The 18,863-nt window shown below is 61.5% G+C and carries 21 protein-coding genes and 3 tRNA genes; 8 read left to right on the top strand and 16 right to left on the bottom strand.

Features of this window, described 5'->3' with window-relative positions; genetic code table 11:
* Nucleotides 1-96: 96 nt before the first annotated feature.
* From AC1DX4_RS17295 to tuf, 7 genes are all read right to left on the bottom strand, one after another.
* Nucleotides 97-172 (bottom strand) — tRNA-Trp (locus AC1DX4_RS17295).
* A gap of 82 nt (nucleotides 173-254) precedes the next feature.
* The gene (locus tag AC1DX4_RS17290) at nucleotides 255-809 is read right to left on the bottom strand and encodes a putative glycolipid-binding domain-containing protein (protein ID WP_477221443.1); all 555 of its coding nucleotides are present in this window, start codon (nucleotides 807-809) and stop codon (nucleotides 255-257) included.
* Nucleotides 810-833: 24 nt separating this feature from the next.
* Nucleotides 834-1,331, bottom strand: a complete 498-nt coding sequence (locus AC1DX4_RS17285; RefSeq protein WP_477221442.1) for a metal-dependent hydrolase — start codon at nucleotides 1,329-1,331, stop codon at nucleotides 834-836.
* 165 nt (nucleotides 1,332-1,496) lie between these two features.
* Complete coding sequence (locus tag AC1DX4_RS17280) at nucleotides 1,497-1,982, bottom strand: group II truncated hemoglobin (protein WP_477221441.1); 486 nt, start codon at nucleotides 1,980-1,982, stop codon at nucleotides 1,497-1,499.
* A 101-nt stretch (nucleotides 1,983-2,083) separates the two neighbouring features.
* Nucleotides 2,084-3,748, bottom strand: coding sequence for a COG3904 family protein (locus tag AC1DX4_RS17275; protein ID WP_477221440.1), 1,665 nt, complete (start codon nucleotides 3,746-3,748; stop codon nucleotides 2,084-2,086).
* A 261-nt stretch (nucleotides 3,749-4,009) separates the two neighbouring features.
* A complete protein-coding gene (locus AC1DX4_RS17270; RefSeq protein WP_477221439.1) occupies nucleotides 4,010-5,743 on the bottom strand; it encodes a COG3904 family protein in 1,734 nt (577 codons plus the stop codon).
* A 237-nt stretch (nucleotides 5,744-5,980) separates the two neighbouring features.
* Nucleotides 5,981-7,156 carry an elongation factor Tu gene (gene tuf, locus AC1DX4_RS17265; protein WP_023723394.1) on the bottom strand — a complete coding sequence of 392 codons (1,176 nt, stop codon included), beginning with the start codon at nucleotides 7,154-7,156 and terminating at the stop codon, nucleotides 5,981-5,983.
* Between the two features lie 293 nt (nucleotides 7,157-7,449).
* On the opposite strand from tuf, the gene AC1DX4_RS17260 reads away from it, so the two are divergent.
* Both AC1DX4_RS17260 and AC1DX4_RS17255 read left to right on the top strand, forming a co-directional pair.
* Nucleotides 7,450-8,337 (top strand): DMT family transporter, encoded by an 888-nt coding sequence (locus AC1DX4_RS17260; protein ID WP_475450922.1) that lies wholly within the window; start codon nucleotides 7,450-7,452, stop codon nucleotides 8,335-8,337.
* Nucleotides 8,338-8,450: 113 nt separating this feature from the next.
* Nucleotides 8,451-8,588 (top strand): hypothetical protein, encoded by a 138-nt coding sequence (locus AC1DX4_RS17255; RefSeq protein WP_164548697.1) that lies wholly within the window; start codon nucleotides 8,451-8,453, stop codon nucleotides 8,586-8,588.
* 62 nt (nucleotides 8,589-8,650) lie between these two features.
* Here the strand turns inward: AC1DX4_RS17255 and AC1DX4_RS17250 are convergent, their stop codons facing one another.
* Nucleotides 8,651-8,908: a GlsB/YeaQ/YmgE family stress response membrane protein gene (locus AC1DX4_RS17250; protein ID WP_477221438.1), complete on the bottom strand. Its 258-nt coding sequence runs from the start codon at nucleotides 8,906-8,908 to the stop codon at nucleotides 8,651-8,653.
* Nucleotides 8,909-9,038: 130 nt separating this feature from the next.
* On the opposite strand from AC1DX4_RS17250, the gene AC1DX4_RS17245 reads away from it, so the two are divergent.
* Together AC1DX4_RS17245 and AC1DX4_RS17240 are read left to right on the top strand one after the other, a co-directional pair.
* A complete protein-coding gene (locus AC1DX4_RS17245) occupies nucleotides 9,039-9,497 on the top strand; it encodes a YidB family protein (RefSeq protein ID WP_477221437.1) in 459 nt (152 codons plus the stop codon).
* 224 nt (nucleotides 9,498-9,721) lie between these two features.
* A complete protein-coding gene (locus AC1DX4_RS17240) occupies nucleotides 9,722-10,486 on the top strand; it encodes a hypothetical protein (RefSeq protein WP_477221436.1) in 765 nt (254 codons plus the stop codon).
* A gap of 1 nt (nucleotide 10,487) precedes the next feature.
* On the opposite strand, the gene AC1DX4_RS17235 is transcribed toward AC1DX4_RS17240, so the two are convergent.
* Nucleotides 10,488-10,561, bottom strand: a tRNA-Gly gene (locus tag AC1DX4_RS17235).
* Nucleotides 10,562-10,651: 90 nt separating this feature from the next.
* Nucleotides 10,652-10,736, bottom strand: a tRNA-Tyr gene (locus AC1DX4_RS17230).
* Nucleotides 10,737-10,934: 198 nt separating this feature from the next.
* Here AC1DX4_RS17230 and AC1DX4_RS17225 point away from each other — a divergent pair.
* Nucleotides 10,935-11,783 (top strand): TrmH family RNA methyltransferase, encoded by an 849-nt coding sequence (locus tag AC1DX4_RS17225; RefSeq protein WP_477221435.1) that lies wholly within the window; start codon nucleotides 10,935-10,937, stop codon nucleotides 11,781-11,783.
* Nucleotides 11,784-11,796: 13 nt separating this feature from the next.
* A complete protein-coding gene (locus AC1DX4_RS17220; protein WP_477221434.1) occupies nucleotides 11,797-12,210 on the top strand; it encodes a hypothetical protein in 414 nt (137 codons plus the stop codon).
* 168 nt (nucleotides 12,211-12,378) lie between these two features.
* Here AC1DX4_RS17220 and AC1DX4_RS17215 read toward each other — a convergent pair whose 3' ends face one another.
* The 3 genes from AC1DX4_RS17215 to gcl all read right to left on the bottom strand — a co-directional run bounded on the left by AC1DX4_RS17215 (nucleotide 12,379) and on the right by gcl (nucleotide 16,043).
* Nucleotides 12,379-13,296, bottom strand: coding sequence for a 2-hydroxy-3-oxopropionate reductase (locus AC1DX4_RS17215; protein WP_477221433.1), 918 nt, complete (start codon nucleotides 13,294-13,296; stop codon nucleotides 12,379-12,381).
* A 157-nt stretch (nucleotides 13,297-13,453) separates the two neighbouring features.
* Nucleotides 13,454-14,251, bottom strand: a complete 798-nt coding sequence (gene otnI, locus AC1DX4_RS17210; protein ID WP_477221432.1) for a 2-oxo-tetronate isomerase — start codon at nucleotides 14,249-14,251, stop codon at nucleotides 13,454-13,456.
* A gap of 10 nt (nucleotides 14,252-14,261) precedes the next feature.
* Nucleotides 14,262-16,043: a glyoxylate carboligase gene (gene gcl, locus AC1DX4_RS17205; RefSeq protein ID WP_477221431.1), complete on the bottom strand. Its 1,782-nt coding sequence runs from the start codon at nucleotides 16,041-16,043 to the stop codon at nucleotides 14,262-14,264.
* Between the two features lie 214 nt (nucleotides 16,044-16,257).
* Between gcl and bhcR the strand changes: the two genes are divergently transcribed.
* Nucleotides 16,258-17,079: an HTH-type transcriptional regulator BhcR gene (bhcR, locus tag AC1DX4_RS17200; protein ID WP_477221430.1), complete on the top strand. Its 822-nt coding sequence runs from the start codon at nucleotides 16,258-16,260 to the stop codon at nucleotides 17,077-17,079.
* Here bhcR and AC1DX4_RS17195 read toward each other — a convergent pair whose 3' ends face one another.
* A complete protein-coding gene (locus AC1DX4_RS17195) occupies nucleotides 17,080-17,439 on the bottom strand; it encodes a hypothetical protein (RefSeq protein ID WP_477221429.1) in 360 nt (119 codons plus the stop codon).
* Between the two features lie 123 nt (nucleotides 17,440-17,562).
* Between AC1DX4_RS17195 and AC1DX4_RS17190 the strand changes: the two genes are divergently transcribed.
* A complete protein-coding gene (locus AC1DX4_RS17190; RefSeq protein WP_477221428.1) occupies nucleotides 17,563-17,985 on the top strand; it encodes a hypothetical protein in 423 nt (140 codons plus the stop codon).
* An 89-nt stretch (nucleotides 17,986-18,074) separates the two neighbouring features.
* On the opposite strand, the gene AC1DX4_RS17185 is transcribed toward AC1DX4_RS17190, so the two are convergent.
* The gene (locus AC1DX4_RS17185; RefSeq protein ID WP_477221427.1) at nucleotides 18,075-18,386 is read right to left on the bottom strand and encodes a BA14K family protein; all 312 of its coding nucleotides are present in this window, start codon (nucleotides 18,384-18,386) and stop codon (nucleotides 18,075-18,077) included.
* A 212-nt stretch (nucleotides 18,387-18,598) separates the two neighbouring features.
* Nucleotides 18,599-18,799 (bottom strand): hypothetical protein, encoded by a 201-nt coding sequence (locus AC1DX4_RS17180; protein WP_477221426.1) that lies wholly within the window; start codon nucleotides 18,797-18,799, stop codon nucleotides 18,599-18,601.
* Nucleotides 18,800-18,863: the final 64 nt, after the last annotated feature.

Raw genomic sequence — 18,863 nt, 5'->3', positions numbered from 1 at the left:
TGGCGCCCTTATGCCCCAATCAGCCTAATATGGCAAGCGTGTCGCCGGTTTTCAAAGGCGGGCACGAAAAATCGTTTCCAATGGCCATTCTTGAAATGGCACGGGCAGCAGGGCTCGAACCTACGACCTGCGGTTTTGGAGACCGCCGCTCTACCAACTGAGCTATGCCCGTATCGCGCGCGCCTCGGCGCAGCAGGGGCTTCCTAAAAGCTTCCGCGCTCTCTGTAAAGAGCGGTTTGCACGCAAACGCGCCTTCATCCCCTTTGCCAGAAATCGGGATAGTCAACGACCAGCCCATCGCGGTCGATCTCGAGTTCGCGCTTGAAGTCGCTGGCGCGCGATTCATAGAGATATCGCCTGCCCTCCTCGAGGCATGTGTAGCGCTGCGGGTTGCTGACGACCGTGAGCGCCGGGAATTCGATGAAAGCGGTGGTGATCTCGGCTCTCTGCCCGGTGGAAAGCCGCAAGCGCCGGATCGGCAGCGTGTTGGTGAACGGGGTGACGGTGAGATCAGGGTCGAGCACGCCGTCCAGTTCTGGCATCGGCAGACCGTCCAGTGTCCAGCGGCCGTCACCGTCGGAGGCAAGAACCAGTGCCCGGCCGGAGCCGATCATGTCGACAGTGACACTCCTGGCGCGCCAGTTCGCGTCGCATTCTATGCGATAGCGGACGGCAAAAGGCGTTTGGCCGGAGCAAATGACGACGGAGTCGGCCAGGACCTCTCCTGCCCGCTCGCGCAGTTCGAGATGCTCGATACCGGGGCCGTCCCACTCGCGCCAGCGCACGATCTTGAAGTCCTCGGCAGTCATCGCTCACTCCCTTTTGCGGGCACCTCATGAGGCGCTCGCGGCAGGCTGGGTTCTTCCATATCCAAGCCAAAGCGCCCAGCCGCATGTCAGAAGCTCGAGTGCGAACGTCCAGTGCAAAACAAAACTCAAGACCCAGTTTTTGTATCTGGCCGGAACCGTAACCAGTTCAAGTGCATGGCGGTCAAACGGCATCAGCCACAATATGGGAGACGCCAAGGTGTCCAGGACCATGTGCACCATGGCGGCGGCAAAAAAGGCGCCGGTAGCCGCCAGATACGGCCTGGCGCACCAGCTGACGAGAACCAGCGACAACAGCCCGGTCGCCGCCCAGAACAGCGGCCAATGAGTGACATAGGCATGGTGGTGGGTGCGTCCGCCGTCGACAAAATGGAAATACAGCATGTCGATATCGGGGATGACGCTACCGGTTATCGCGGCAATCATGATGCCGGGCGCCTCACGCCAGCGTCCCCGCGCGAACCGACCCAGAATGTATCCCGATGGCAGATGGGCGATCAGCATCACAAAAGCCTCAACGATGCATCAGCGTCCCAGCTTTTTGTGGCGCCATCTTTGCCGAGGTTTGCAGGAATTGCGCAGCTTCGACGGTTCGGCAAAAGCCGCCTGATCTCTGCCGGAATTCCGGGGCGCTGGTGACCGGCCGCAGGGTCTGCCTGTTTGCAACGGCTACGATTTCCCGGCCGGTGGCGTGTATGGCCCGCCGGGTACGCCCCAGCCCCAGGCCGGCATCGGTTCGGTCTCGGGATCGCAGGTTTCGCCGAGATTGGAGTTCATCTTGGCCAGCCGCGATCCCCATTCGACATAGCCTGTGAAGGCCGAGCGGAATTCGGGATCGTCGGGCAGACCGACGGCATCGGCGGCGTCGGCGAGCAGGTTGATCCAGCGGCGGCGCTGCTCTTCGGTCAAATGCTTGCCCAGATGATGCATGACCATCTCGCGGTGGCCGCCGAACTTTTCGCTGTAGGTCTTCGGTCCGCCAAAGACTTCGCCGATGAAGGCGGCGACATGGGCGGGATGGTCCGGCGACATGGTCTTGAACACCGGCCCAACGACGGGATCCGTTGCCACCTTGTCGTAGAAGGTCTGTGTCAGCCGGTTCAGGGCGTCACTGCCGCCGGCCCATTCGTAGAGTGTCGGAACATCCCGGCTCATTATCGATCCTCCCCCAGCCCCGGCGCCACCGGCCGCGACGATAGCGGAAAGATCTAAGACAGCTCAACCTGCCTCGATGGCCAGTTTCCGAAAACCGCGCGCTACAGCTTTGCGGGCGCGTCGGCCGCCGCATTGGCGGGCGGCAGGCCGCGGCAATTGTCTGGCCTGGGAACAGCCTTGCAAATCGTCGCGCCGGTCAGTGCGTCGACCGATTGCGGTCCCGTTGTCAGTCCCGCCTTCAGCATGGTGTCCGGTTCAAGCCGGCCCTCGGTCGAGCGTCCCGCGATCGCTTTGAACAAAGCGGGACCGATCGCCATCTCCTCGAGGTACGCCTTGACCACCTGCTTTTGTCCCATCGGGTACAGGCTGAGCCGCGCCTCGGGACCGACAAGCCTTCTCGCGCCGCCGGCAAGCATCAGCGCACAGGCCGAATCGCACTCCACGCCCGCATCGATGCTCAATCCGGCATAGGCGCCCTCTTTGGCCAGGCAATTCCATGCTCCTGGGTCGCAATCGACGAAATCGGTCCGGGCCACGGCGACGTCGAGCTTCCTTTCGTGGATAAGCCGGCCCGCTGCCAGAGCGCCGGACAGGTCACCTCCCCGTGAGCTGATCACGACAGGCAGGCGCCGATTGCCCAGCGTGGCGAGCAACTGGCGCAGCTTCTGCGGCGTCTGACTCGTAATCACGCCTTCCGCCGAGATCCATTCCGGACAGTCGGGATTACACAGCGGATTGCTGCCGCGAACCACGACAAAGCGCATGTCCGCTCCGGCCTTCGCGGTCTCCGGTCCAACCGGCACGATATCCCCGGCCTTGCCAGTCGCAGCCGCCGATGGCGTCGCATCGTTTGCAGAGCTCGGTATCTCCCGGCAATTCGGGGCCGGCTGTTGCATCGCGCACAAGCTTGCGGTGGTCAACAGCCCCACGGCGTCGCGGCTGGTCACCAACTTCATCGTCAGCATATCGTCGAGCCCGATCTGACGGATGTCGCTGGCCGGCGTCGCCTTCATCATGACAAGCACGCCGTCGCCGATTCCCATTTCCTTCAAGTAGGCGGAAAGCGTCTTCTCGACCGCCTTGCTCATCTCGTAGGTCTTGTAGCTGCCGGCATTTTTCCGGCTGATTACCTTGGTGTTGATCACCTTCTTCTTGCCGTTCACGATCCGATAGGTGGTCCGGTAGAGCAGCTTCTCCCGGTGATATGTGGTTGTGATCTGGTGGACGCCGAGATAACCGAAATCTCCGACCACGCGGCGAATACCGCCGGAAAACATAAGCGGACAGGCAGAATTGCACATAGCCTCGTCGTCAAAAGCCATGCCAAAATAGTCGGCACCCTTGCCCTTGTTGTCGCCGCAATTCTTCACCTCCGGCTTGCAGCCGGAAAAAACCGTCGTGCCAACGGCGATATCGAGCTTGTTCTTGCGGATCATCCTGCCAAGTGCGAGTGCGGCATCGACATTGCCGCCGGGCGAATTGACGACGACAGGCAATTGCCGTCCCTTGAGCGTTTTGAGCGTGCGTTTGAAGAGTGACGGCGTGTCCGCCTCGATGGTGCCTTCCGCCGATATCCATTCCGGACAATTGGGCTCGCAGCCCGGCGCAGCACTGCGCACGACGGTGAACCGCATCGGCGGAATCTCACGCGACTGCTCCTGCGCCTGCGCCGCCGGGACAGACAGCACTGTCGCAATCAACAGCGCAAGACCGGCCAGCGCTTGCGACCACCACCCCTTCCCATCGAAACAGCGCCCTGGAACCACTCTTTCGCAAAGCTCCCTCAACGCAACCTATACTAGTTGCCGCGATGGCGCTTGCAACAGGGTGGGTACAGGTCCCGGATCACGAAAAAGGGCGGCCCGAAGACCGCCCTTTTCTTGTCGATCCGGCTGTAGTCGGTCTCGATTGCTCCTTGATGGTGACGACGATGCCGTCACCGACGGTTCGGCCGCCTTGACGGATGGCGAAGCGCAGCTTCTCTTCCGTCGTCGGCACCGGCCTGCCTCATGGCCAACGCGACAATGCTAAAGTTTAGGCGGCGTCTTTGCCTCGGCATTCGCCGATGACAAAGCCCGGCAATTGTCCGGTTTTGGCGCCGATTTGCAAATGGTCGGGCCTGTCAGCAAATCCACCGATTGCGGCCCGGTGATCAATCCAACCCTCAGCATCATGTCGGGTTCGAGCTGGCGCTCGACCGAGCGCTGCTCGAGCGCCGCGAACAGACCGGCATTGATCCCCATCTCTTCCAGGTAGGTTTTGACTACCCGCTTCTGCCCCATTGTGTACATGCTGAGCCGAGCCTCGGGATCGACCAGCCGCTTGGCGCCGCCGGCAAGCACGAGCGCGCAGGCTGAATCGCACTCCACGCCAAAATCGCTGATCAGCCCGACATAGGCGCCGTTGTCGGCCAAGCAAGCTCCGCCTACCGGATCGCAGCCGGTGATATTGGTGCGGGCGACCGCGACGTCGAGCGCCCGTTCCCGGATGAGCCGACCCACCCTCAAAGCGCTGAACAGGTCGCCTCCCCGTGAGCTGATCACAACGGGCAGCCGCCTTTTGCCAAGCATGGCGAGCAACTGGCCAAGCCTCTGCGGGGCCTGAGGCGTGATTGCGCCTTCGGCCGAGATCCATTCCGGGCAGTCGGGATTGCAGAGCGCGTCGCTGCCGCGAACGACCATAAAGCGCATCTCCGGCGCCCCATTTCCTGGCGCTGCCCAGAACGGCTTGGAGGGCGGAGCCTTGGCAGGCTGGGTCAGTACTGCCTTCATGGGCCGGATTGGTGCTGCCTTGGCAGGCTGCGAAAGTGAGACTTGAGCCGGTTGGGAGGGGGCGGGCTTAGCCTCAATCGCCGCCACGGCGGCCGGCTTGTCGTTTGCAGGGATTTCCCTGCAGTTCGTCGGCGCCGGACTTCGCCGGCATATGCCCGCCCATATAAGCAGGTCGACAGTGCCCTTGCTGGTGACCAGCTTCATCGTGGTCATGTCGTCGAGGGCGACCTGGCGGATGTCACCCGCGGGTGTGGCTTTCATGACCTCGAGAACACCCTGCCCCACTCCCATTTCCGTGAGATAGGCCGACAGCTTCCTTTCAACCGCCTTGCTCATCTCGTAGGTCTTGTAGGTGCCGGCATTCGTACGGCTGATGATCTTGCTGCTGATAATCTTCTTCCTGCCACGCACAATTCTGTACGTGGTGCGGTAGTAGACCTGCTGGCGTTGGAATGTCGTGGTGATCTGGTGGACGCCCAGATAAGCCCATCGCCCGACCAGGCGTTGGACACCTCCGGCAAACATCAGCGGACAGGCGGAATTACACATGGCACCGCCGTCGGACGCGACGCCGAAATAGGCAGTGCCCTTGCCGTTGTCGGCCCGGCAAAGGTCCATCCCCGGCTGACAGCCGGAGAATTTGGTGACACCGACGGCTACATCGAGTTTGTTCTTGCGGATTATTCGGCCGAGCTGGAGAGCGGCGTCGACGCTGCCGCCGGGAGAACTGATGATGATGGGCAGGTGGCGGCGACCGAGCGTCTTCAATATACGCTTGAGCTTGGCCGGCGTTCCGGCTTCGATGGCGCCTTCAGCTGAAATCCATTCCGGACAGTTGGGCTCGCAGCCAGCCGCGTTGCTGCGGACGACGACAAATTGCATCTCCGAGAGACCATCGGACAGAAGATGCTGAAGGTACCAGGTATCGGGATTCCATGTTTTCGGGTCGGCTGAGTTATCGGCCTTCGCGGTGAAGGCAACCATCATCATCGCAAGCACCGGCACCAGCCGAGCCAGCGCACGCCACCAACTTGCGGTATTGTTTGAACGACGCCCCAAAACCACTCTTGGCAAAAGCCCCTTCGACGCAACCTATAATAGTTGCGGCAACGGTGCTTGCAATAGCTTCGAAACAACCGCGCAAGACTTGTTCTGCACGGCAAGCAAACAAAAAAGGGCGGCCCGAAGACCGCCCTTTTCTTATCCAACCGGCAGAGCCGGTCTGGATTATTCCTTGATGGTGACGACGATGCCGGCACCGACGGTGCGGCCGCCTTCACGGATGGCGAAGCGCAGCTTCTCTTCCATGGCGATCGGCACGATCAGCTCGACATCGACCGTGATGTTGTCGCCAGGCATGACCATCTCGGTGCCTTCCGGCAGCGACACGATGCCGGTCACATCAGTCGTGCGGAAGTAGAACTGCGGACGGTAGTTGGTGAAGAACGGCGTGTGACGGCCACCTTCGTCCTTGGTCAGGATGTAGGCTTCGGCCACGAACTTCTTGTGCGGCTTCACCGTACCGGGCTTGGCCAGAACCTGGCCGCGCTCGACACCTTCACGATCAACGCCRCGCAGCAGCGCGCCGATGTTGTCGCCGGCCTGGCCCTGATCGAGCAGCTTGCGGAACATTTCMACGCCCGTGCAGGTCGTCTTGGTCGTCGGACGGATGCCGATGATCTCGAGTTCCTCGCCAACCTTGACAATGCCACGCTCGACGCGACCGGTGACAACCGTGCCACGGCCCGAGATCGAGAACACGTCTTCGATCGGCATCAGGAACGGCTTGTCGAGCGGACGAACCGGCGTCGGGATGTAGGCGTCGACAGCAGCCATCAGCTCGCGGATCGCGTCTTCGCCGATCGTCTTGTTCGAATCTTCAAGAGCAGCCAGCGCCGAACCCTTGACGATCGGAATGTCGTCGCCGGGGAATTCGTTCTTCGACAGCAGTTCGCGAACCTCGAGCTCGACCAGTTCGAGCAGCTCGGCGTCGTCGACCTGGTCGACCTTGTTGAGGAACACAACGATCGACGGCACGCCGACCTGACGGGCGAGCAGGATGTGCTCGCGGGTCTGCGGCATCGGGCCGTCGGCAGCCGACACGACCAGGATCGCGCCGTCCATCTGCGCGGCACCGGTGATCATGTTCTTCACATAGTCGGCGTGGCCGGGGCAGTCGACGTGGGCGTAGTGGCGGGCAGCCGTCTCGTATTCGACGTGAGCCGTCGAGATGGTGATGCCGCGTGCCTTCTCTTCCGGCGCCGCATCGATCTGGTCGTAGCGCTTGTACTCGCCAAAATACTTCGTGATCGCCGCCGTCAGCGACGTCTTGCCATGGTCAACGTGACCAATCGTGCCAATGTTCACATGAGGCTTGTTACGCTCGAATTTACCTTTTGCCATAGTCTCTTTCCTTGGACGGCCTTGACCTTCAGTTCAGTCGAATGCGGGGCGATTAGCGACAAAGGCCAAAAAACACAAGCGTCTTTTGGCCGGGTGCCGTCTCACTCAGTCCGAACCTGGGATCCGATTGCAGGGATGTGGCGCTGATATAGGAAGGCGATGCGTGAAATGAAATGGGTGACAGGCCGATCGACCGAGGCCTGTATCAAGTGCTCTTGCCGCCAATCCCTGTCTGGATCACGGCCAGTTGATGGCCCATTGCAGCGGCCACCGAGGTCTGATCTCCTGATCCCATGCATTTCATCCCTGCCTCGATCCGCGGCCCGCTGTTCATGATCGTCTCGACCGGGTCGTACCTGGTCAACGACACGATGATGAAACTCGCGACGGCAGGTCTGCCGTCCTACGAGGTGCTGTTCCTGCGCGGAGTCGCGGCAACGCTCTGGGGCTTCCCGCTGCTGTTCCTGCTGGGCTACGGCAAACAGATCCCGCTGATCTTCGACGGCCATGTGCTGCGCCGGAACCTGCTCGAGATGGCGGCGATCCTTTGTTACGTCGTGGCGCTCGCCAACATGCAGATCGCCGATTCCACGGCGCTCGGACAAATCACGCCGCTTTTGATGCTGGTCGGCTCGTCGATCCTGTTTGGCGAGCGCATCGGCGGCCAGCGGATGGCGCTGATCGGGCTTGGCTTCATCGGCGCGCTGATGGTGGCGCAGCCGACGATGCAAGGCATATCGGTCTACGCGCTGCTGGCGCTCGGCAACGCCACACTGGCAGCCGCGCGCGACCTTGCCGGCCGGCGTGTGCCGGCAGAGGTGCCGGGGATGATCGTGGCGATTTCCGCCGTGGTGGTGGTATTGATCGGCGCCGGTGCCGCGCATCTGGTTTCCGAGCGCTGGGTGATGCCCGAGGCGCGCCACCTGCTGCTGATGGCCGGCGCCGGGTTTTTCCTGATCTTCGGCCATTTCTTCATCTTCATGGCCTATCGTATCGGACCGACCAGCGCGGTGGCACCGTTCTACTACTGCTTCACCGTCTGGGCGGTTATTTCGGGCCTGCTGGTGTTCGGGCAGTTCCCCAATGCGCTGGCGGTCTGCGGCATCCTGCTGGTGGTGGGCAGCGGGCTGACCATTGTGTCGCTGGACCAGCGCAAGCGCCGGCTGACGGTGGTGGCGTAGCATCGCCAGCCGAGCGACTGCCTCTGATGTTGCGGAGGCCAGATTGATCGTCTATTCGGCGATGTATCGTCTATCCGACGACGCCATGATCAATCAGCCAAGGGAGCTTGCCCATGACCGATTTTGACCAGAACAAGAACTCCGACGCCGAGCACAAGGCCGCCATCCGCAAGTCGCTTGTCGGCTGGGCGGTGTTCATCGCCGGAACGCTGATCTTCTTCGCCGCGGCCGATGCGGTGTTGATGCCATAGGCAAGCCCGAAGCCGGTCTTGCCCCAGCAGAAATTCGAAATTTTAGATCATCCGGCTGACGCTTAGAGCGTCCGGCGTCCGCTGAACTGGTGGTAGGCCCACAGCACAACTATCGCGCCAACCACTGAGACGATCAGGCTGGAGATGTTGAGACCAGTGACACCCACGCCAAAAATCTGGCTGCAGATCACGCCGCCGACAATGGCGCCGACAATGCCGAGCACGATATCCATGATCAGGCCCTGGCCGGTCTTGTTGACGATCTTGCTGCCCAGGAAGCCGGCGATGGCGCCGAGAATGATCCAGCTGATGATACCCATTTTTTCCTCTCCATCCCCTGCCGACCCGACATTTTCATATGATTGTCAAAACCTCAAGCCAACTTGAAATTCCGCCCGGATGCGCCATTGTTGAAGATGGGCTGGGCTTGGTTGAAATGGAGGATCCACTATGGGACTTTTTGACAACGCCGTTCCCGGCGGCAACATCACCAAACCGCTGATGATCGCGCTTGGCGCATTGCTGGTCGGAAAAATGCTGAGCGGCAGAAGCGCCGAACAGCCGGATCAAGCACCCGCACCAGCCGCCCCAACGCCTGCCGGGACCACCGCCAGCGACGGCGGCCTGCTCGGCGGTCTGGGCGGCCTGCTCGACAAGCTCAGGGATGCCGGTCACGGCAACGCCGCCGACTCCTGGGTCGGCACCGGGCAGAACCAGTCGATCAACGCCAATGATCTCGGAGCAGCGCTTGGGCCGCAGGTCATCCGCGAGATCGCGCAACGCACCGGCATGGATGAGGGGGAACTGCTCAAGCAGTTGTCCACGGCTTTGCCAGGCATCGTCGACAAGCTGACGCCGAACGGCCAAGTGCCACAACAGCACCAGGTGGCTTCGGCGTTCAACAGCTGACAAGAGTTGTTTGGAGAGTTGCCGAGGTGCGCGTCCGCACGGCCGCCCATAAGGCATATTCCATGAGGCTGACGGCGTTTCTGCGTCCTGTGCGGGGGATCGGCCTCGCACAGGATCAACTTTCCGACGGCAAGGTTGGTTGCCCACGACAACCGTTGGTCGTGCAATCGTAGATTAACCCGTTTTATGTCATCACTTTAAGGCAACTTGGGTGGTGATGAAGCATGAAGTCGGCGTGGGAACTAAAGGGCAGAGACAATCATCGGGCTTCTGTCATTTCCGGCACTTCGGTTCTGATGTTGCACGCCTTCATCTACGCATTTTTCTCCCAAGCGGATCCTGAATTCGCAACACTGTTTTCTCGATCATTCGGCCTTACAGCAGATCTCGGAAAATGCTCGGTGTCGTTTTCTGCTATTGTGATGTCGCAGATCGTTTATTCCATCGTTTTTGCCCTGCTGCTGATGCCCGTCGCGGCGAAGTGCGCAGTCGCCGCGATTACAGACGTTGAAAACCGAATATCGTATCTATGGATCGTTGGCGGTTCGTTGCTCTTGGCCGGATTCCTTGTTGGCGTTGCAACGGCTGATCACGGGTGGTGGCTGTCAAGCTGGGGCAGGAGGTCATTCATTGGCCGCACCACTTTTCCGGAAGCCTGCCAGAATAGCTCTCGCTCTTTCTATCCGCAGCCTTACGTTATCAGCCTCTGGCTTGCCGTGCTGACCTGGATAGCCCTAGCCGTGATCCTTGGTGGCATGAGAAGACTGAAGTTTCGCATTCAATACGATGATCTGCCTTTGGATCCACAATTGCGGGAAGAAATCCTGGAGATACGGGCAAAGTACCCACCCCTCCCGACGCCGAAGACAGCTAACAGGTGGCAAGCTTATCTCGGCTACATTCTGATCGTTGGAGGCTGCATGGCAGGGCTTTGGCACGGCCTCTACAAAGTTGGGACCGCAGTGATGCTGTTGGCATCAGGAAATTAGCTGGAGCGGGTAGCGGGAATCGAACCCGCATATTCAGCTTGGAAGGCTGCTGCTCTACCACTGAGCTATACCCGCGCCTTGCACTGAAGTATCGGATTCACAGGAAAAGCGCCATGCGCTTTTCGTCTCCGATGCTTTTACGTTTCAGGGCTTCCGGGCCGGCAGTGGTGGAGAGGGTTGGATTCGAACCAACGTAAGCTAAGCTAACGGATTTACAGTCCGTCCCCTTTAACCACTCGGGCACCTCTCCAGTCTGCCGCCGGAGCCATGCAACGAGGCATTCGCGCCAATTCGGACCCGAGTTGTGTCTTCTCCGAAACCAGCGAAGCGCCTTATGGCGGCAAGGCCATTGGGTGTCAACCGCGCAGGAAGGGTTTTTCGATGTTGTTCGCCGGCTGCGGCGACAGGGCATATCGCTGGCCGCAGGAGACAGCTATAGAAGCCGGCCATGAGCAACAATTCCAATACCCCGAAAGATACCCACTACGCCAAGCTGCGCCGCGCCTTTCGCGACGAGAAAAGCGGTGGCGCGCCGGCATTCAAGCCACGCCAGCCCGTGCCGCCCGGCGAGAACGCAGCCGACGGCCTGGTGCGACTTTATGGCCTGCACACGGTGCGAGCGGCGCTCGACAATCCGCGCCGCAAGATCCGGAAGATGCTGGTGACGCGCAATGCGGCCGAGCGCCTGGAGATAGCCGATCTCGCCGGGCTGCCTTTCAAAGCCGAACTGGTCGAACCGAGAGACATCGACAAGATCACCGGGTCGGACGCCGTGCATCAGGGCGTGCTGATCGAGGCGGAGCCGCTGAAGCCCAAGCGCCTCGATGCGCTGGGCGACACCAAGCTGGTGCTGGTGCTCGACCAGGTCACCGATCCGCACAATGTCGGCGCCATCCTGCGCTCGGCGGTGGCTTTCGGCGCCGGCGCGCTGATCACCACCGCGCGCCACAGCCCGCAGGAATCAGGCGTACTGGCGAAATCCGCCTCCGGCGCGCTGGAGCATATCGACCAGATCGAAGTGAAGAACCTGGCCGACGCGCTCGGCCAGTTGCACGAGGCCGGCTTTCGCACGATCGGGCTTGATTCGGACGGCCCGGCCGAACTCGAAAAGAGCTTTGCCGGAGAAAAGATCGCGCTGGTGCTGGGGGCCGAAGGCAAAGGCCTGCGCCAGAAGACGCGCGAGACGGTGACCACGCTGGCACGGCTCGACATGCCGGGCGTCATCCGTTCACTCAACGTGTCGAATGCCGCGGCGATCAGTCTTTATGCCGCGCGAAAATTCCTTTCAGCGGATTGAATGAGCTACCGGTATGTTCGAAGCGTTCTCAGATCGTGGCGAATGGCTTGCGTTTCTTGTGAGTACAACCGGCACCCTACGGACGCTCCCTCCATCGGAATTCTATGACGAGGCGAACGACCGCTATCATGCCGTGACGGAAGACATATTCCGACTTATCCACACCCTTGAGAATCCGGCTGATCTTGGAAAATTCCTCGACGACACCGGCGGGGGGACTTGGCTGCCGGAGAGTCCCGAAGATTTGTCCTCCATGGATGCCACAGAGATCCACTATCGGGTCGCCTGCAATATAGCCGATGAAAGATGGGTGGATGGGATTCTGGGCGTGGCATTCAAGAACGGCACGCTTGTTCCAGCGCTTGAGCGGATCGCTGCCAACATCGGTAAATTCAAATTGACGAGCGACGGTCAGCAAGTTCCCTAACCACTCTCGCTATTCGCCACAGCGGTTTGCGTTTACGCCGCGCAGGCATTTCTGATGCGTGGCTTTGCCGATAAGAACGACGAACGGGCTCCGCCCGGCGAGGCAGGAACCCGTTCTCGGACAGGAGAGAGCCGGCGGCGTGGGAACGTTAAGCCGCCCTCTCCTGACCTAAGCTGCTTTGCCCTTCGCGTGGGCCGGTTCTTCGGCGACAGCGTGGCCCGCCATCCGCTCCAGCGCCCTGACCAGCGCCGAGTGATCTTCCTTCGCACCGCCATTGGCCGCACAAGAGTTGAACAGTTGCTGCGTCGTCGATGTGTTGGGCAGTGAAACGCCGAGCGCTTTCGCGCCCTCCAGCGCGAGATTGAGATCCTTCTGGTGCAATTCGATGCGGAAGCCCGGCGCGAAGGTGCGCTTGACCATGCGTTCGCCATGCACTTCGAGGATGCGCGAGGCCGCCAGCCCGCCCATCAGCGCCTGCCTGACCTTGGCCGGGTCGGCGCCGGCTTTCGAAGCGAAAACAAGCGCTTCGGCGACGGCTTCAATGGTCAGCGCGACGACGATCTGGTTGGCGACCTTGGTGGTCTGGCCGACACCGTTCGGCCCGACCAGAGTGATGTTCTTGCCCATCTTCTCGAACACGGGTTTGGCGCGCTCGAACGCTTTATCCTCGCCGCCGACCATGATGGTGAGAGATGCCGCCTTGGCGCCGACCTCGCCGCCCGAGACCGGCGCGTCGAGATAGTCGCAGCCGAGCTCGTTGATCTTCTTGGCGAAGGTCTTGGTCTCGATCGGCGAGATCGAGCTCATGTCGATGACCAGCTTGCCCTTGGAGAGGCCCGAGGCGACGCCGTTGTCGCCGAACAGCACATCGGCGACCTGTGGCGTGTCAGGCACCATGGTGATGATGATGTCGGCAGCCTTGGCGACGGCGGCATGGCCGGCGACTGTTTTCAGGCCTTTGGCGACGAGATCGGCGGGTGGCTTGGAACGGTGATCGCTGGCGATGACCTTGTAGCCGGCATCCAGCAGATGCCCCGCCATCGGCGCGCCCATGATGCCGAGGCCGATGAAGCCGATGGTTTCCATTGTGGTTCTCCAATAACTGTGTGAAGCGCCCCCTCATCCGGCCGCTGCGCGGCCACCTTCTCCCCGGTGGGGAGAAGAGACTGCCACGACCGTTGGCGACCTCTTCTCCCCTCGGGGAGAAGGTGGCCCGAAGGGCCGGATGAGGGGGCCTTAGCCGCTAAGCCGCCGCGCTTCCCTGCCCGGCCAGATCCCGGAACCAGCCCAGTCCGGCCTCAGTGCCGGCCTTCGGCTTGTACTCGGCGCCGATCCAGCCGGAATAGCCGATGCGGTCGATGTGGTCGTAGAGGAAGGGATAGTTGATCTCGCCCGTCCCCGGCTCGTGACGGCCGGGATTGTCCGCAAGCTGGATATGCGCGATGCGGCCGAGGTTGGCCTCGATTTTACGGGCGAGATCCCCCTCCATGATCTGCATGTGATAGATGTCGTATTGCAGGAACAGGTTTTTGGAGCCGACGCGGTCGATGATCGCCAGCGCCTGGTCCGAGTAGTTGAGGAAGAAGCCGGGAATGTCGCGGGTGTTGATCGGCTCGATCAGCAGCCGGATGCCGGCCTGCTCCAGTTTCTCCGCCGCGAAGGCGAGGTTCTCGGCAAAGACATTTTCGAGCACTTTGCGATCGGCGCCGGCGGGCGCGATGCCGGCCAGGCAATTGACCTGCGGGCAGCCGAGCGCATGCGCATAGGTGATCGCCTTGGCAATACCCTGGCGGAATTCCGGCACGCGGTCCGGCAGCACGGCAATGCCGCGCTCGCCCTTGGCCCAGTCGCCGGCCGGCAGGTTGAACAGCACCTGCGTCAGGCCGTTCTTCTTCAACCTGGCGGCCACCACCTCCGGCGCATGATCGTAAGGACCGATATATTCGACGCCCTTGAAGCCCGCGCGGGCGGCGGCGTCGAAACGGTCGAGGAAATCATGCTCGCCAAAGAGCATCGACAGATTGGCTGAAAAACGCGGCATTCTTTTTCTCCTAATCCAGCATCACGATCGCGGTCGGCGCGTCTTCCTGATGTTCGGCAAGGTCTTCGAATTCGGTGATCTTGTCGATCTCGGTGCCCATCGAGATGTTGGTGACACGCTCCAGGATGAATTCGAGCACGACCGGAACCCGGTGTTCCTTCATCAGCCGCTGCGCCTCTCTGAAGGCGCCGGCGAACTCTTCCGGTTTGTGCACCCGGACCGCCTTGCAGCCCATCGCCTCGGCAACGGCGACATGGTCGACGCCATAGCCGGCCTCGGGGTCGCCTGACCGGTTGATGTTCTCGAAGGCGAGGCTGACCTCGTAGTCCATGGCAAAACCGCGCTGCGCCTGGCGGATCAGGCCGAGATAGGCGTTGTTCACGACGACGTGGATGTAGGGCAGCTTGTGCTGCGCGCCGACCGCCAGTTCCTCGATCATGAACTGAAAATCATAGTCGCCCGACAGCGCCACGATGGTGCGGTCCGGATCGGCGGCGCGCACGCCGAGCGCTGCCGGCAGCGTCCAGCCGAGCGGGCCGGCCTGGCCGCAATTGATCCAGTTGCGTGGCTTGTAGACATGCAGGAACTGCGCACCGGCAATCTGCGACAGGCCGATCGTGGTGACATAGGTGACGTCGCGGCCAAACGCCTTGTTCATTTCCTCATAGACGCGCTGCGGCTTCAGCGGCACCTGGTCGAAATGGGTCTTGCGCTTCATCGTCTTCTTGCGGGCCTGGCATTCCTTGGCCCAGCCGGACCAGTCGCGCAGTTTTCCGGCCGTCTTCCACTCGGTGGCGACGTCGAGCAGCATCTTCAGCGCGGCACCCGCATCCGAGACGACGCCAAGATCCGGCGCGAAGACACGGCCAATTTGAGTGGGCTCGACGTCGACGTGGATGAACTTTTTGCCCTTGGTGTAGACGTCGACGGAGCCGGTATGGCGGTTGGCCCAGCGGTTGCCGATGCCGAAGACGAAGTCGGCCTCGAGCATCGTCGCGTTGCCATAGCGGTGCGAGGTCTGCAGCCCGCACATGCCGGCCATCAGCCGGTGATCGTCGGGAATAGCGCCCCAACCCATCAGCGTCGGAATGACCGGCACGCCGGATATTTCGGCGAACTCGATCAGCAGGTCCGATGCGTCAGCGTTGATGATGCCGCCGCCGGCGACGATCAGCGGCTTCTCCGCCGAATTGAGCATGGTCAGCGCCTTTTCAGCCTGGGCGCGGGTCATGGCCGGCTTGAACGGCGTCAGCGGCTCATAGGCGTCGATGTCGAACTCGATCTCGGCCAGTTGGACGTCGACCGGCAGGTCGATCAGCACCGGGCCCGGGCGCGACGAGCGCATCAGATGAAATGCCTTCTGCAGCGCCATCGGCACCAGATACGGCTCCATGACGGTAACCGCCCATTTGGCGACCGGTGCGGCAATGGCGGCAATGTCGACGGCCTGGAAATCCTCCTTGTTCAGTCGTGCCCGCGGCGCCTGGCCGGTGATGCAAAGGATAGGAATGGAATCCGCCGCCGCCGAGTAGAGACCGGTGATCATGTCGGTGCCGGCCGGACCCGAAGTGCCGATGCACAGCCCGATATTGCCGGCCTTGGTGCGAGTATAGCCTTCGGCCATGTGCGAGGCGCCCTCGACGTGGCGGGCCAGGACGTGGCGGATCGTGCCCCTCGCCTTCAACGCCGAATAGAGCGGGTTGATCGCCGCGCCCGGCACGCCGAAGGCGCAGGCAATGCCTTCCTTTTCGAGAACGAGAACCGCGGCATCGACAGCGCGCATCCTGGCCATTTCTTCGCCCTCCACAGGGTTTTGTCATTGTTGGATGGCCGAGAATGTCACCCAAGCGACTATTTTTCAATTTTTTCAGAATATTTTTCCATTTCTAGAAAACGACGACTATATGCTGATTTTATTGTATTTTCTGTTTTCCAGGAATTTCTTTTCTCGCGACAGTGAAAAACTTTTTCATTGCTTGTTCGGTGAAATCGGCGAAACTGGCGTCATGGAAACCGTCGAGAAACGCCAGCGCGGCCGGCCGCGCGCTTTCAATGGACCTGCCGAGGCCAGTTCGGTGCAGTCGCTCGACCGGGCCTTGCGCATCCTGGCCATTGTCGCCGAGGGCAGCGGCCTGTCGCTGAGCGAGATATCGGCGCAGAGCGGCCTTGCCGCCTCAACCGCCTACCGCATGCTGACGACGCTGCAAAACCACGGCATGGTCGAGTTCGACACATCAGACCAGTTGTGGTCGATCGGCGTCGAGACCTACCGCATGGGCGCGGCATTCCTGCGCCGCCGCAAGCTGGTCGACCGCGCCCGCATCGTCATGCAGGAGCTGATGGAGAGAACCGGCGAGACCGCCAATCTCGGCGTCGCCGAGGATGATTGCGTGGTGTTCGTCAGCCAGGTCGAGACGCACCAGGCGATCCGCGCCTTCTTCCGGCCGGGCACGCGCAGTCCTTTCCACGCGTCGGGCATCGGCAAGGCGGTTCTGGCGCATCTCGAGCCGGAGCGCGTCGGCACTATCTTGCGCAAGGCCGGCCTGCAGCGCTTCACCGACAAGACGCTTTCCGACATTTCCGCCCTCGCCCACGACCTTGCAACGATCAAGCGGCGCGGCTGGTCGGTGGATGACGAGGAACGGCACCCCGGCATGCGCTGCGTGGCGGCGGCCATCTTCAACGAGTTCGGCGAACCGATCGGCGGCGTCTCGGTGTCGGGGCCGACCGTGCGGGTGACGCCGGAGCGCCTGGCGGAGATCGGACCGATGGTGCGCAATGCCGCGGCCGAGGTGACCAGGATGATCGGCGGCGTGCAAGCCGGCTGATCACCCTGCCCCGGGCAGAGCGCTCTTGGTCGCGATATCGAAGAAATCGAGCAATATAGCCAAGCCGACGCCGCAAGCGGTGAAGATGAGGCCGGTGATGAAGATGCGGTTGGCGCGTTCATAGATGCGCCGCTGCAGGGACTTGATGTCGAGCAGCAGCGCCAGGGCCCGCATCTGCAAGGCGATGCCAGCCAGGATCGGCAGGACGGCGACAAGATGGTAGGCCCGCCACGGAATCGGGTTGGCGGYCCAATGGGTGATGAAGCCCAGCGAAAAGGCCAGCAAGATGCCGACAGTGGTGACGGTGCCGTTGCGGAAAACCGTCTCGATCAGGTCTTCCCTGGGTTCCTGCTCGTCCAAGCCACCCTCCCTCTGCCGGGCCATCGGGGTAGACTAGACGCTGCGAAAATCGCTGTATAGCGCCCCGCTACATCGGATTTCACCGCCTTGCCGAGGTGTTCGAATGCATGCGAAAGGGCGCGGATGAGGAAAACGGTTCAGCTTCTGCTCGTCGCTTCGCTAAGCGGATGCGTGGCGACGACACCTCGACCAGATGCCGGCGACCAACGCGTCAATCCCATTCCGTTCTCACTCGCGCTGGAAGAGGTCGTCACGACCGGTATCCGCCAGCACCTGCTGGATCCGGCCTCGGCCAGGTTCGGGACGATTCTCGCCGGCGAGCAAACGACGAGCGGTCGCCAGGAAATCGTGGTCTGCGGCACCGTCAGCGCCAAGACCCCATCCGCGGGCGGTGACAAGGTGTTTGTTGCCAAGGTCTACCCGGATGCCGGAAGCAGCTTCGAACTCGTCGCGATGAGCGACGGGACGCCTGAGGCTCGCCGTCGAATTGGTGACCTCTGCCAGGCGGCCGGCTTGCCGATTTCCGACACTGGTTCGAAGGTCTGATAGGCGGTTGCGCACTCAGTGCGCTCGCCGGGTACAAAGAAAAAGGGGCCGCATGCGGCCCCCTTTTACTGTGATTGGTTGAGCTCCTCTCAAAGCCTGCAAGTGCGCGGGCCGTTGTAGCTCATATAGGTGTCCGAGCCTTCATCGTAGGAGGCGTAGCGAGCGTAGCAGCGGCGGATGTGGATCGAGTCGTAGTCTTCCTCGACATAGGCGGTGCGCGGCTGCTGCTGGGCAAGCAGGCTGCCGAGGACGAAGCCACCTATGCCGGCGGCGACGCCGATGCCGATGCCATTGTGGTGGTGATGCAGCGGATGAGCGGCCGAGGGCTGGACAGTGCCGGCCAGCGTGGTGGCGGCGACGGTCGTGGCGATGAGGGTGGAAACGAGTGTGCGCTTGAACATGATGATCTCCTTGCTTCGTTGACCGAGGCGATCCATCCGCCTCTTGATCATCTGTCGTTGCGGCCAGGAAAAAGGTTCGAATCTTTTTTCTGACTTTTCAGCGCGACCTCCCCGCCTCGCATTTCCAGCTTCGCCTCCGGCGATTACGAAGGCCGCACGGAACGCAAAAAGGGCGGCCGAAGCCGCCCTTTTGGGAGAATGGGGTCCCTCCATCAAAGGAAAATGATCACCTTGCCATGGCCGTGATGATGATGGTTGTGGTGCCACCACCAATGCTTCTTGAAGTGGTGATTGTGGTGATGATGATGGTGATGATGGAAGCCGTGAGCCGAGGACGACTGGACTGTGCCGGCGAGCGCGCCGGAGGCGACGAAAACGGCGACGAGGCCTGATGTCAGAGTGCGCTTGAACATGATGATCTCCTCCTTGATCGAGGCGACCCATTCGCCTCTGGAGATCAGTCGGCGTGGCGGGAGA

It is taken from the genome of Mesorhizobium sp. P3_A8 (assembly GCF_056402995.1).
The sequence above is the reverse complement of the archived record's forward strand: the minus strand, read 5'-3'. Positions and strand labels throughout refer to the sequence as shown.

Excerpts from the sequence above, each read along its gene's own strand:
- AC1DX4_RS17290 (WP_477221443.1), bottom strand. The coding sequence starts at position 809 with ATGACTGCCGAGGACTTCAAGATCGTGCGCTGGCGCGAGTGGGACGGC.
- AC1DX4_RS17285 (WP_477221442.1), bottom strand. The coding sequence starts at position 1,331 with ATGCTGATCGCCCATCTGCCATCGGGATACATTCTGGGTCGGTTCGCG.
- AC1DX4_RS17280 (WP_477221441.1), bottom strand. The coding sequence starts at position 1,982 with ATGAGCCGGGATGTTCCGACACTCTACGAATGGGCCGGCGGCAGTGAC.
- AC1DX4_RS17270 (WP_477221439.1), bottom strand. The coding sequence starts at position 5,743 with ATGATGATGGTTGCCTTCACCGCGAAGGCCGATAACTCAGCCGACCCG.
- AC1DX4_RS17260 (WP_475450922.1), top strand. The coding sequence starts at position 7,450 with ATGCATTTCATCCCTGCCTCGATCCGCGGCCCGCTGTTCATGATCGTC.
- AC1DX4_RS17255 (WP_164548697.1), top strand. The coding sequence starts at position 8,451 with ATGACCGATTTTGACCAGAACAAGAACTCCGACGCCGAGCACAAGGCC.
- AC1DX4_RS17250 (WP_477221438.1), bottom strand. The coding sequence starts at position 8,908 with ATGGGTATCATCAGCTGGATCATTCTCGGCGCCATCGCCGGCTTCCTG.
- AC1DX4_RS17245 (WP_477221437.1), top strand. The coding sequence starts at position 9,039 with ATGGGACTTTTTGACAACGCCGTTCCCGGCGGCAACATCACCAAACCG.
- AC1DX4_RS17240 (WP_477221436.1), top strand. The coding sequence starts at position 9,722 with ATGAAGTCGGCGTGGGAACTAAAGGGCAGAGACAATCATCGGGCTTCT.
- AC1DX4_RS17225 (WP_477221435.1), top strand. The coding sequence starts at position 10,935 with ATGAGCAACAATTCCAATACCCCGAAAGATACCCACTACGCCAAGCTG.
- AC1DX4_RS17220 (WP_477221434.1), top strand. The coding sequence starts at position 11,797 with ATGTTCGAAGCGTTCTCAGATCGTGGCGAATGGCTTGCGTTTCTTGTG.
- AC1DX4_RS17215 (WP_477221433.1), bottom strand. The coding sequence starts at position 13,296 with ATGGAAACCATCGGCTTCATCGGCCTCGGCATCATGGGCGCGCCGATG.
- otnI (WP_477221432.1), bottom strand. The coding sequence starts at position 14,251 with ATGCCGCGTTTTTCAGCCAATCTGTCGATGCTCTTTGGCGAGCATGAT.
- gcl (WP_477221431.1), bottom strand. The coding sequence starts at position 16,043 with ATGGCCAGGATGCGCGCTGTCGATGCCGCGGTTCTCGTTCTCGAAAAG.
- bhcR (WP_477221430.1), top strand. The coding sequence starts at position 16,258 with ATGGAAACCGTCGAGAAACGCCAGCGCGGCCGGCCGCGCGCTTTCAAT.
- AC1DX4_RS17190 (WP_477221428.1), top strand. The coding sequence starts at position 17,563 with ATGAGGAAAACGGTTCAGCTTCTGCTCGTCGCTTCGCTAAGCGGATGC.
- AC1DX4_RS17185 (WP_477221427.1), bottom strand. The coding sequence starts at position 18,386 with ATGTTCAAGCGCACACTCGTTTCCACCCTCATCGCCACGACCGTCGCC.
- AC1DX4_RS17180 (WP_477221426.1), bottom strand. The coding sequence starts at position 18,799 with ATGTTCAAGCGCACTCTGACATCAGGCCTCGTCGCCGTTTTCGTCGCC.